The 12,245-nt window shown below is 63.0% G+C and carries 11 protein-coding genes and 1 pseudogene; 3 read left to right on the top strand and 9 right to left on the bottom strand.

All coding sequences use genetic code 11. From position 1 onward, the window contains the following. From AC1D0P_RS13160 to tal, 4 genes are all read right to left on the bottom strand, one after another. Positions 1-645 (bottom strand): ABC transporter substrate-binding protein (locus tag AC1D0P_RS13160; RefSeq protein ID WP_477677150.1); only part of this gene is annotated, 645 nt, incomplete at its 3' end. A gap of 279 nt (positions 646-924) precedes the next feature. Then, entirely contained in the window at positions 925-1,785 is an 861-nt protein-coding gene (locus AC1D0P_RS13155) for a DUF3047 domain-containing protein (RefSeq protein WP_477677149.1), read from the bottom strand. Positions 1,786-1,875: 90 nt separating this feature from the next. Next, positions 1,876-3,423: a glucose-6-phosphate isomerase gene (gene pgi / locus AC1D0P_RS13150; protein ID WP_477677148.1), complete on the bottom strand. Its 1,548-nt coding sequence runs from the start codon at positions 3,421-3,423 to the stop codon at positions 1,876-1,878. A gap of 3 nt (positions 3,424-3,426) precedes the next feature. Further along, on the bottom strand, positions 3,427-4,374 hold the full coding sequence (gene tal / locus AC1D0P_RS13145) for a transaldolase (RefSeq protein WP_477677147.1): 948 nt from the start codon (positions 4,372-4,374) through the stop codon (positions 3,427-3,429). Positions 4,375-4,515: 141 nt separating this feature from the next. Here tal and zwf point away from each other — a divergent pair. Together zwf and AC1D0P_RS13135 are read left to right on the top strand one after the other, a co-directional pair. Then, positions 4,516-5,921 (top strand): annotated as a pseudogene (gene zwf / locus AC1D0P_RS13140) (glucose-6-phosphate dehydrogenase). Between the two features lie 2 nt (positions 5,922-5,923). Beyond that, complete coding sequence (locus tag AC1D0P_RS13135) at positions 5,924-6,769, top strand: MurR/RpiR family transcriptional regulator (protein ID WP_477677146.1); 846 nt, start codon at positions 5,924-5,926, stop codon at positions 6,767-6,769. 17 nt (positions 6,770-6,786) lie between these two features. On the opposite strand, the gene AC1D0P_RS13130 is transcribed toward AC1D0P_RS13135, so the two are convergent. Then, positions 6,787-8,133 carry a M20 aminoacylase family protein gene (locus AC1D0P_RS13130; RefSeq protein WP_477677145.1) on the bottom strand — a complete coding sequence of 449 codons (1,347 nt, stop codon included), beginning with the start codon at positions 8,131-8,133 and terminating at the stop codon, positions 6,787-6,789. 34 nt (positions 8,134-8,167) lie between these two features. After that, positions 8,168-8,809: a DUF3047 domain-containing protein gene (locus tag AC1D0P_RS13125; protein ID WP_477677144.1), complete on the bottom strand. Its 642-nt coding sequence runs from the start codon at positions 8,807-8,809 to the stop codon at positions 8,168-8,170. Positions 8,810-8,822: 13 nt separating this feature from the next. Here AC1D0P_RS13125 and AC1D0P_RS13120 point away from each other — a divergent pair, with 13 nt between their 5' ends. Next, positions 8,823-9,035 (top strand): hypothetical protein, encoded by a 213-nt coding sequence (locus AC1D0P_RS13120; protein WP_477677143.1) that lies wholly within the window; start codon positions 8,823-8,825, stop codon positions 9,033-9,035. 184 nt (positions 9,036-9,219) lie between these two features. Here the strand turns inward: AC1D0P_RS13120 and AC1D0P_RS13115 are convergent, their stop codons facing one another. The 3 genes from AC1D0P_RS13115 to AC1D0P_RS13105 all read right to left on the bottom strand — a co-directional run. Next, positions 9,220-10,392, bottom strand: coding sequence for a porin (locus tag AC1D0P_RS13115; RefSeq protein WP_477677142.1), 1,173 nt, complete (start codon positions 10,390-10,392; stop codon positions 9,220-9,222). A gap of 358 nt (positions 10,393-10,750) precedes the next feature. Continuing rightward, positions 10,751-11,809, bottom strand: coding sequence for a porin (locus tag AC1D0P_RS13110; protein WP_477677141.1), 1,059 nt, complete (start codon positions 11,807-11,809; stop codon positions 10,751-10,753). 160 nt (positions 11,810-11,969) lie between these two features. Next, a partial coding sequence (locus tag AC1D0P_RS13105) for a hypothetical protein (RefSeq protein WP_477677140.1) occupies positions 11,970-12,245 on the bottom strand: 276 nt, incomplete at its 5' end.

The following is a 12,245-nucleotide window of genomic DNA, read 5'->3' as shown; positions in this document are numbered from 1 at the left end:
GGTGTCGATCTGCGGCTTCCACTGCATGTCGAACCACTGGCCGCCGTTGGTGTTGACCAGCGTGGTCAGGAAGGCCATGTTGTCGCCCCAGCCCGGCTTGCCGCGCAGGCACATGCCGTACACACCGGCTTTCGGGTCGTGGATCTTGCCGGCCAGTTCCTTCACCTGTGCCCAGGTAGGCTGATCAGGCATCTTGAAGCCGGCCTTGTCGGCGAGGTCCTTGCGGTACATCAGCATCGAGCTCTCACCGTAGAACGGCGCGGCATAAAGTTTGCCTTCATGCGACAGCCCGGCACGGATGGCGGGCAGCAGGTCGTCGACGTCATAAGCGGCATCGGTGGCAATGGGCTGCAACCAGCCCTTCTTCGACCAGATCGGCGCCTCGTACAGGCCGATGGTCATCACGTCGAACTGCCCGCCCTTGGTGGCAATGTCGGTGGTGACGCGCTGGCGCAGCGTGCCCTCTTCGAGCGTGACCCATTTGAGCTTGATGTCGGGATGGGCCTTTTCAAAAACCGGCGTGAGCTTCTGCATTTCGATCATGTGGCCGTTGTTCACCGTCGCCACCACGAGTTCGGTCACGGCATGGGCCATGCCGGCGCCCGAGAGTGCAAGCGCCAGGCCTGCCTGGATAAAACCCTTCATGAGATGTCTCCTTCGTTATGTCGTTCGAAACGGCAGCTTTGCCGCTCACTGCATTCTGGGGAAACCTCCTGGCGGGTTTGATACCAGATCAAAGGACCTTGATACTTTGTTGCATTAAAGGAGTGGGAATTTCCCTAAAAGCCGCATCAGTAGATGCAACAAATTGTCAAGGCGGGCGTGATATGGCCCTGCCGGTTCAGGCCGTCAAGTCAACCTGGGCTATCCGCACAAATGGCCAAAGACATCAGGCGGGCACAGGCGCGCCGACCGGGCGCGGCGCTACTTGCGCGCGACGGCCGAAGCCGGCACCAGCTTGAGCGGCCCGTAGAAGGCCTGCAGCTGGCCCTCATTCTTTTCACCTTCGGTGAAGACCGCAAAACTCAGCAAGGCGCCCGGGTCTTCGCCAAAAGCCTTGCGGTAGTCGGCGCGGATGTCGCGCTCGTAGCTGCGCCATTCGTTGTAGCCGTGGTCGCCTGAGTCGACGACGATTTTGCGGATGCGGTCGGTGCGCTCGTTGACGACGACCTCGCCGGGCTGGTTGACCCGCGACCACGAATACACCAGTGTCGCGAACGGCATCTCTTCACCGGTCAGCAGGCGGCTCAGCTCCGACAGCAGGGAGTTTTTCATCGACAGCCGCGAACGGTCGCCTTCGAACGCCAGCACCACCCGCACCGGTACGTCGTCAAGTTGCGGCAAGGTGAGGTTGGCGCCCGCGCCGGCGTTCGGCACGTTCCAGGAGAAGCGCACGAGGCCGAGCTGGTCCGGTTCGATGCGATAGCGATGGCGCAGGATGCTGCCGGACGCCTCGGCCTTCGCGAGCACCGCGTCGCGGCCTTCATGGCGCACATAGCTGTAGCTGGCCGGCTGCTTGCCGGGCACGCGGAATATTTCCCACTTGAGGTCGTCAGGCTTGAGTTCCCCAGCTTTGGGCGGCGCCGACATCTCGGCCCAGGCCGTGCCGGTCACGCCTTCGGCCAGGCCCACGGTGCCGCCCTGGCTGGCCGGTTCGTCGATGTCGGCGTCTGCATCGACCGGCGCGCGGATTGCGCAGCCGGTGACGAGGGCCACGGCGAGCAGCGCTGTGGCGATGATCGAAAAATGAGGGAAAACGCGGGAAGGCGGAACGGGTAAAGCCATGGTGCGGGTCATCGAAAAAATCGGCGAAGCGGCAAGTTGACCACGGAAGCACGCGGCCCCGCAATGGAAAAACGCACAGTTTTGTGCAAATCAGCCGGCGATTTTGCGCAGCAGGCCGGCCGTCGAGCCGTCCAGGCCGGACACATCCCCGCTGCGCAACCGCGGCTCTATGTCCTTGGCGAGCACCTTGCCAAGCTCGACCCCCCACTGGTCAAAGCTGTTGATGCCCCAGATCGCGCCGCTGGCGAACACGCGGTGTTCCTGCAGCGCCACCAGCGCACCCAGGCTGGCGGGCGTGAGCCGCTCCAGCAGCAAAAAGGTGCTGGGCCGGTTGCCGGGGAAATGTTTGTGGCCTCCTCCATCTTCCTTGCCTTGCATCAGCGCCTGAGCCTGCGCCAGCACATTGGCCAGCAAGGTGTCATGGTGGCCCGGCAGGCTGTGGCCGGCTTGCTTGACGGCGACAAATTCCACCGGCACCACCGAACTGCCCTGGTGCAGCATCTGGAAATAGGCGTGCTGGCCGTTGGTGCCGGGCTCACCCCATAGCACGGGCGAGGTGGCGAAAGGCAGGGCCTGGCCCTCGGCATCGACGCGTTTGCCGTTGCTTTCCATTTCAAGCTGCTGCAAATAGGCCGGCAGGCGCCGCAGGGCGCTGCTGTAAGGCGCGATGCTGCGGCTGCTGAAGCCGTAAAAATTGCGATACCAGACATCAAGCAAACCCAGGCGCACCGGCAGGTTGCGCGCCAGCGGGGCCGTGCGGAAATGCTCGTCCATGGCATGTGCGCCGGCCAGCAGCTCACGAAAGCCGGCCGCGCCTATGGCGATGGCAATCGGCAGGCCTATGGCCGACCAGAGCGAATATCGCCCGCCCACCCAGTCCCAGAAGCCGAAAGTCGTCTTGATGCCGAAGGCGTTCGCCGCGGCGACATTGGTCGTGAGCGCCGCGAAATGCCGGCCGACGTCCGTGCCGCCTTGGGCTTCGAACCAGCGCCGCGCCGAATGCGCGTTGGTCATGGTCTCGGTGGTGGTGAAGGTCTTGGACGCGACCAGGAACAGCGTGCTTTCGGGCTTGAGCCCCCGCAGCACGCCGGCCAGCTCGCCGCCGTCGACGTTGGAGACAAAGTGAAAACGCTTGCCGGGTATGGCGAATTCAGCCAGCGCCAGTACCGCCATCTGCGGCCCGAGGTCTGAGCCGCCGATGCCGATGTTGACGATGTCGGTGATGTCGGTGTCGGCGCGCAACTGCTCCGCGTAGGCCAGCATGGCGTCCAGGGTTTCATGCACGCGCGCGAGGTCGCCGCTCATGCCGCCGGCGGCCGGGCTCCTCAACAAAAAATGCATCACGGCGCGCTGCTCGGTGCCGTTGATCAGCTCGCCGGCAAACATGGCGTCGCGGTGCTGCTCAAGCCGGCATTGCGCGGCCAGCTCCAGCAGCAGGGACTCGCTGGTGGCGTCGATCAGGTTTTTGGAGAGGTCGGCGAAGAGGTGCGGCGCCTCCTGGCTGAAGTGCCCGAAGCGGCCGGGGTCGGCCGTGAAGGCCTGGCGCAGGTCAAAGGATTTTCCGCGGGTGTCAAAGCAGTCCTGCAGCGCGGCCCAGGCCGGCGTGCGGTCACAGCGGGGGCGGGGCTGCACGGCCATGGCTCAGGCCGCCAGCATCAGCTGTTCGAGCTTCACGGCGTCGGCCGCGAACGCGCGTATGCCCTCGGCCAGTTTTTCGGTGGCCATGGCGTCTTCGTTGAGCGCATAGCGGAAACCGGCTTCGTCGTAGTTGACAGCGGGCAGGTCCAGCGCGGCGGCCGCCTTGGCGTCCAAGGCGCGCGACAGTGGCGCATCGGAGGCTGCCAGCTGGGCCAGCAGCTCGGGGCTGATGGTCAGCAGGTCGCAGCCGGCCAGCGCGGTGATCTGGCCCACGTTGCGAAAGCTCGCGCCCATCACCTCGGTGGCGATGCCGAAATGTTTGTAGTGGTTGTAGATCTCACGCACCGACTTCACGCCGGGGTCGTTAGCACCGGCCATCGCGGCTTCGTCCCACGATGCGCCGGCGGATTTTTTGTACCAGTCGTAGATGCGGCCGACGAAAGGCGAGATCAGCTGCACCTTGGCCTGGCCGCAGGCCACCGCTTGGGCGAAGGAAAACAGCAAGGTGAGGTTGGTGTGGATGCCGCGCTGCTCCAGCTTCTCCGCCGCCTGTATGCCTTCCCAGGTGGCGGCGACCTTGATCAGCACGCGGTCGATGTGGATGCCTTCGGCCTGGTAAAGCTCGACGATGCGCTCGCCGCGCGTATAAGTGGCGTTGGCGTCAAAGCTCAGGCGGGCGTCGACTTCGGTCGAGACGCGGCCCGGGATGATGGAGAGGATTTCACAGCCGAAGCGCACCAGCAGGCGGTCCATGATTTCGTCGAGCGCGCGGCCCTTGAAGCGGGCGACGGTGTCCTTGAGCAAAGGCTGGTAGTCGGCCTTTTGCACCGCCTTGAGGATCAGCGAAGGATTGGTGGTGGCGTCCTGCGGCTTGAACTGCCCCAGTTGCTTGAAATCACCGGTGTCGGCAACCACTGTGGTGAACTGTTTGAGGGCGTCGAGTTGGGTCATGGCTGGGTGCTGGCAAAAGGCGGGCGTGGTCCGGATGAAACACCGCTGGACACCTGGGTGCAGGCATCGCACGGGGTTCAAGGTCGAGTTACCATTATGCCCATAGAATGTGAAACTTAATTACCAAGACACTTTTTTACCATGAGCTTTGACCTCATCCTTTTCGGCGGCACCGGCGACCTGGTGTGGCGCGTGACGACCTGTCCGACGACCAGTACCGCGCCTTGATCAAATCCCGGTTTGACAACGTCGAGCTGGCCAAACGCCCGAGCGAAGAGGAGTTCTCTCGCTTCGCGGCAATGCTGGGCTACCTGCGCATGGACCTGTCCAACCCGGCAGACTACGCCGCGCTGGCCGCAAAACTGCAGCAGCGGCCCGCCGACGTGGTGGTGATGTATGTGGCGACGGCACCCAGCCTGTTCACCACGGTGTGTGAGCAGATCGCCGCCGCCGGCCTCAACGGCCCGCAAACGCGCGTGGTGCTGGAAAAACCGCTGGGCCACGACCTGGCTTCCAACCGCGCCATCAACAAGACCGTGCGCAGCGTGCTGAGTGAGCAGCAGATCTTTCGCATCGACCACTACCTGGGCAAGCCTTCGGTGCAGAACCTGTTCGCGCTGCGCTTCGGCAATTCGCTGTTCGAGCCGCTGTGGCGCCGCGAGACTATCGCCAACATCCAGATCACCATCGCCGAGGACCTGGGCGTGGAAAAACGCGGCGCCTTCTACGACAGCACGGGCGCGCTACGCGACATGGTGCAGAACCACGCGCTGCAACTGCTATGCGCCATCGGCATGGAGCCGCCCATCAACTCGCATGCCGACGCCATCCGCGACGAAAAGCTCAAGGTGCTGCGCTCGCTCAAGGCCTGGACGCCTGAAACACTGCGCCAGCACGTGGTGCGCGGCCAGTACGCGGCCGGCAACATCGACGGCGAACCGGTGCCCGGCTATCGCGACGAAAAAGGCGTGCCGCCCGACAGCCGGACCGAAACCTTTGTCGCGCTGCGCACCGAGATCGCCAACTGGCGCTGGGCCGGTGTGCCCTTCTATATACGCACCGGCAAGCGCCTGGCCGGCCGCGACGCGCACATCGAGGTCAACTTCCGGCCTGCGCCGCACGCGATTTTCAAGACATCCACGGCCGGCTCCAACGTGGCCAACCGGCTGGTGATCAACCTGCAGCCCAAGGACGGCCTGGAGCTGCATTTGCTGGCGCAAGGCGCCGACCAGCGCTCCGGCAACAGCCACGCGCGCGGCACACCCTCGCTGGCCCCGGTGCAGCTTGACCTGGACTTCGACAAGCGCTTCGGCTCCGAACGTGTGGGTGCCTACGAGCGGCTGCTGCYGGACGTGATCGACGGGCGGCTCAACCTCTTTGTGCGCAGCGACGAACAGGAAGAAGCCTGGCGCTGGGTCGAGCCCATCCTGGACAGCTGGAGCAATGATTCCGGCGCGCCGCGGCCTTATGCCGCCGGCAGCTGGGGGCCGAGTGCCTCGAGCGCGATGATTGCCAGAGACGGCTATTGTTGGTCGGAGGAGTGCTGAGCGTGCTCGACAGAATCAAGGCATCCCTCTCCTCTCTTGCTCCCGCCGAGCAACGCGTCGGCCGCCTCGTGTTGGCCGACCCGCGGGCCTTTGCCAATTTGCCCATCACCGAGCTTGCCAGCCGATCCCATGTGAGCAAGCCCACCGTGGTGCGTTTTTGCCGCAGCATGGGCTATGACGGCCTGTCGGACTTCAAGCTCAAGCTGGCGGGCAGCGTCAGTGAGGGCGTACCCTTCATCCACCGCAGCGTGGATGCCGACGACAAGACCGGCGACGTGATGGTCAAGGTGATAGACAACACCGTGGCGGCGTTTTTGAAGTACCGCAACGATGCGAGTTCGGTGGCGGTGGAAAGGGCCGCCGACGCGTTGCTGGCGACCTACAACAGCGGCAGGCGCATCGAGTTTTTCGGTGTTGGCAATTCGGGCATCGTGGCGCAGGACGCGCAGCACAAATTCTTCCGCCTGGGAATCACCAGCATCGCTTACAGCGACGGCCACATGCAGGTCATGAGCGCCTCGCTGCTGGGCCCGGGCGACTGCGTGGTGGTGATTTCGAATTCGGGCCGCACGCGCGACCTGATGGACGCCTGCGACATCGCGCGCAAGAACGGCGCGACCACCATCGTCATCACCGTCACCGGTTCGCCGCTGGCCGCAGCCGGCAACATCCACCTGACGGCCGACCACCCCGAGGGTTACGACCGCTACAGCCCTATGGTGTCGCGCCTGATGCACCTGATGATCATCGACATCCTGGCGACCTGCGTGGCGCTGCGCATCGGCAGCAAGCTGCAGCCGCTGCTCAAGGAAATGAAGAACAACCTGCGCAACAAGCGCTACGCTTGAAGCGTAGCGCCGCGGTATCAGGCGAGGGGCAGCGAACGCTCCACGATGCCGGCGAACAGCGCCGAGCCCAGCGGCAGCACGCTGTCGTTGAAGTCATAGCAGCTGTTGTGCAGAAAGCGGCTGCCGATGCCGCCGGTGGTGCCGCCTTTGCCGTCGGGCAGCTGCTCGCCCTGGCCCAGGCGCAGGTAGGCGCCCGGCTTGACGCGCAGCATGAAGGAAAAATCTTCCGAGCCCATGCTGGGTTCGAGGTTGCTCACCACGTTTTCCGCACCCACGAGCTGGTCCGCCACGGCGGTGGCCAGTGCGTACTCGGCGGGCGAATTGATGGTGGCCGGGTAGATGCGTTCGTATTTCACGGTGGCCGTGGCGCCGAAGCCCTGGGCCACGGCCGCGCACAATTCCTTGAGGCGGCGCTCGACCAGATCCTGCACTTCGGGCTTGAACGTGCGCACGGTGCCCACCAGCATGGCGGTCTCGGGCACCACGCTCATCGCGCCCAGGTCGCCCGCCCGGACGGCGCAAATGCTGATCACCGCGTTGTCCATGGCCTTGACGTTGCGCGACACGATGCTTTGCACCGCGGTAATGATGTGAGCGGCCACCAGCACCGGATCCACCGTCAGGTAAGCGTGCGCGCCGTGGCCGCCTTTGCCGGTGACCTCGATGGTGATGCGGTCGGCCGCGGCCATCATGGGGCCGGGGTTGATGCCGATGGTGCCGGGCTGCATCGCGGGCCAGTTGTGCATGGCGTAAATCGCTTGCACGGGAAAGCGCTCGAACAGGCCGTCCTTGATCATGGCGTCGGCCCCGCCGCGCCCCTCCTCCGCGGGCTGGAACACCAGTACCGCATCGCCGGCGAAGTTACGCGTTTCGGCGAGATAACGGGCGGCGCCCACCAGCATGGTGGTGTGGCCGTCATGGCCGCAGCCATGCATCAACCCGACTTTGGAAGACTTCCAGCCGAACTCGTTGTGCTCGGTCATGGGCAACGCATCCATGTCGGCGCGCAGGCCCACCATGGGCCTTGCGCCAGACCCGCCGGACCTGGCGGTTTGCTGGCCCTTGATGACGGCGACAACACCGGTCTTGCCGACGCCTGTATGCACCTCGTCGACGCCGCACAGCTTGAGCGCATGCACCACACGGCTGGAAGTGTAGACCTCTTCGAAGCCGAGTTCGGGGTGGGCATGCAGGTCGCGGCGGAAAGCGGTGAGTTCGGGGTGGTACTGCACGATTTGCGCGAAGGCCCTGCCGCTGGCACGCAGCTGGGGCGGGCGATCCGCGCTGTCGGCGATATCCGCCGCTGCGGCGGACTGGAGGGATGAGGCACCTGGAATATTTGGAAGGGTGGCCGGAGCACGCATGTCAGTGAGATTCCGAGTTCAGCTGTTGGAAATACTAATCTTGATGGGATGGCGGTGCAAACACAGGGCTTTGTAAAAGCCGGGCCGATGCGGCGGTCACAGCGGGAACGGCCGTGACTTTCAAAGGCTTGTTCACCAGGCYGACCGGGCCATACCATGCCTTGGTTTTTTGCCGCGTGTTGTCGCTGTCCGTCATGATGGCAATACCGACCAGCGCGCCCGGCGCTTCACCGAAGGCTTTTTCATAGTCGGCGCGGATGTCGCGCTCGTAGTCGAGCCAGCGGCCAAGCCGCGCCGGCCCGGACTCAAGCACCAGCTTGCGGATGCGGTCGGTGCGGGGGTTGATCACCACGCTTTCCGGCGCGCTGTGCGTGCCCCACACATACATGAGGGTCGCGTAGGGCAAGGGCTCACCCGTCAGGGCCAATGCCAGTTCCGACAGCATGGCGTTTTTGGCGGAGAACTTCGAACGGTCGCCTTCGAAGGCGAGCAACACGCGCACCGGGGAATCGTCACTGTCGCGCTGCGTCATATCGGCGCCGGCGATCATCATGGGCACCTTCCAGGAGAAACCCAGTTTGCCCAGGTCTGAAGGCTCGACCCGCAACTGTTGCCGCAGCATGCTGGCGGCGCTGTCGGATTCGCTGAAAACGGCTTCACGCCCATCCAGCCGCACCGCGCGATAGTGCGTGGACTTTTTCCCCGGAAATGCGCAGTGTTGCCATTTGACGGTATCCGGGATCGAAGAGGAATTTGAGTTTGAACTTGCGGGCGACGCCGAGGCCCAGTTCACATCCTGGCTGCTTGCCGGCCCGGAAGTTCCTACTCCCGCACAGGCCACCAGCAGGGTCACGCAAGCGACAACCGTCATCGCACGGAACGTACGCGAGAAAAAACAATGAGACAACAGGGTCATAGGAAAACAGGTGATGAGGCTAGATAGCTCAACGCGGCCGGGGCAGAAAAGGTTTCAAAAAATCCGAAAATTTGCACTGCAGTCATTTCAACCATAAAAAAAGCCGCCTCGGGTTTCCCCGGGGCGGCTTTTTGATCTTCATAAGAAACTGGCGTTAAGCCAGCTTCAAATTAGAACGTGTGGCGAATGCCAGCTGCGATCGTCGTGGTACGGGTGATGCTGCTGGTAGGAGCGATCACCATGGTGTTCGCAGCCACGCCAGAGTAGTTCTTCGTGCTGACGGCACCCGTGTACAGGGTGGTGCGCTTGCTCAAAGAGTACAGAGCCTGGACGCCCCAGCCAGTGCTGGAACCCAGATCGTCACCCTTGGAGCGAGCATAACCAGCGCTCAGGGTCGTTGCGCCCAGAGGCACTGCAACGCTCAGGCTGTACTCTTTTTGTGCGCCCAGTTCGTGAGCAGCAACTGCAACACCGGTCGAGCTGAACGTAGTGATGACGTCCTTGAACTTGGCGCGGTTGGCGCCGAAGCCGACTTTGGCGACGCCGAAGTCATAAGAAACGTTCAGCAGCGTGTTGGTCAGAGCTGGCTTGGTCGTTGCGGTGCGGGCAGCACCTTCAGACTGGTAGCCGCCGGACACAACCAGAGGGCCGTTTGCGTACTTCAGGTTGGCAGACACGGTGTTGCTTGCGCTGACAGCGGAGGTCTTGTCTTCGCCGAAGGCGTACATGAACGAACCGGTGAAGCCGCCGAAGTTAGGGGAAACGTACTTGACGCTGTTGTTGAAGCGGGTGTTGAAACCAACCCAGGTCACGTGGGCGCCGGAGCCGTTGCCGTTGTGGTTCAGCAGGACAGCATTGCCAGCCAGGGTGCCGATGGCGCCAGCTTGAGCGGTGCTGAAGCCGTTGTTGGTGTTCGAAGGATCGAACAGCGTAGCGCCCATCATGGCGTGGTCAGCAGACACGTCGTCGTAGGAGCTGGAGTTGCGACCGATGGTCACGGTACCGAAGCCGCTGGAGATACCCACGTTGGCGCGACGGCCGAACAGCAGGCCGCCTTGGCCGGAAGAACCTGCGTCGAGGTTGACGCCGCTTTCGAGGTTACCGATGWCAGCCGTGCCGCCGCCGATGTCTTCGCTGAAGCGAATGCCCCAACGCGAACCGTTCAGGCCGCCGGAGTCAATCTTGGCCTGGCTGATGCCGGTGATGGCAGCGCCGCTGACCTGGTTGGTCTTGTAGCTGCCGACGTTGGCGTCGAGCAGACCGTAGATGGTCACGGTCGACTGAGCTTGTGCTGCACCAGCCATAGCGCCGAGTGCGGCCAAAGCGATAAGGGTCTTTTTCATTGAGAGTTTCTCCAAGGTTAAACATAGGGCTCCGGCACGGGGACCATTTGCGGACTTGCGTCCTCGTGGCTCCACCAGAGACCCGGGCCAACCCCCTTTCGGGAAGTTGGCTCTATTGCACCAGACTGGGCTTCAATTCGCAAAGGAATGCCCAAAAAAACCAACAACCCGTTGCGCTCAAGCCACAAATGGATGGCAGAAAGTGGGAAAGAAACAACGCCCGCAAGAACCGGGGATTTCCTCTTGCCAAAAATCCTGCTTTCGCTCTGATGCCGGCCGTTTAATGAAAAAAGCCGCTTCAGCGAAGCGGCTTTCCAGGAAACCCGCACGAGGCGGGGTTCAAGTCAGGTCAAACTGATCAGAACGTGTGGCGAATGCCAGCGCCGTAGGTGCTGGTCTTGCGCTCGGTCGCGCCGCCGGTTTCCTTGCCGGTCTGGATGCCAGCGTACAGGTTCGAACGCTTGGACAGCGCGTACAGGGCAGCAAAACCGTAGCCTGTGCGCTTCAGGTCGGGAACGCCGCCCAGCAGCGTGCTCTTGGAGCGGGCATAACCGCCGGACAGCGTCAGGGCGCTGCTGACAGGGAAGTCCAGGCCGATCTGGTATTCCTTGGTCTTGTCCGCTGCCACGCCGGTGATCGGGGTGGTGCCGTTCTTCACGTTACCGTAGGCGCCCAGCAGCTTGACCACGCCGAAGTCATAGGAGCCGTTCAACTGCGTGTACTTGATGGCCGTGGCGTTGCCGGTGGCTTTTTCGGTCTGGTAAGCCAGCGAAGCGCCGATGGGGCCGTTCGCGTAGGCAACGTTCATGCTGGCGATCTTGCCGGCGCTGACAGCGGCGGTCTTGTTTTCACCGAAGCTGTACATACCGGCAGCGGAGAAGCCGCCGAAGTTGGGGGTCTCGTAGTAGATCGAGTTGCCGGGACGGTCCTGGTAGCTGTTGCTGGCCCACACGCTGGTGGAAGGCGCGAACAGCAGCGAGTCAAAGCCAGCAGCGCCGGAGCCCTTGACCATGTCGTACGGGGTCCACATCTTGCCGAGCTTCAATTCACCGAAGCCGCCGGAAACGCCCATCCAGGACTGGCGGCCGAAGACCGCGGTGGAGACCGCGTTGGTGTAAGGGTTGGTGTAGTTGTTGGCGGCGCCGGTGCTGGGGTCAAAGCCGGCTTCCAGCAGGAAGTTGGCTTTCATACCGCCACCGAGGTCTTCAGAGCCCTTCAGGCCGAAACGGCTGGTCTGCAGACCGCCGCCGCTGCCGGAGAAAGGGTGGGGGACGTTCACGCCGGTGCGGCTGAGGTTGTTGTCCTTGACGGTACCGACCCAAGCGTCCACGAGGCCGTAGATGGTCACGGTGGACTGCGCGGAGGCCACGCCGGAAACGGCCAGCACTGCCAGGGCAACTAGGCTTTTCTTCATCATTAGAAATCTCCAAAAAGGTGGGAACACAAAAAACGCAAACATTCAAAGGGCTTTTCTGATCGACCCCAGGCCGATTTAATCGATCTGTCACACATCACACAAAGCCCTTATCGCTCCATTAGCAAAATTCACGCCCGATTGTTGGCCCCTGACCACACTGCTAGGTGTCATGCCGTACCAGCCCCATACCAGTGGGCCGGACATGCCCTTCGATGCGGCGTGAACACACCAAAATGGCGCTTTTTTTCATGAGCGCATCGTTTTGGTGAAAGTGCGCCAATCGGCTGGCGACAGCGTTTTTTGGTGCCCAATGTGCCAATTCAGCGGCGGCGCGGCGGGCGGTCCGCGCTGAAACCGCCCAGGTGAGTCCACAGGGATGTGGCTCACGCACCACGGCATGGCCAAAATAGAGACCAAGCCCTAAGCCGCGTTCGCG

The organism is Polaromonas sp. P1_G2 (genome assembly GCF_056405515.1).
Note: the sequence above shows the minus strand (reverse complement) of the source record. Positions and strands in the feature narration are given on the sequence as shown.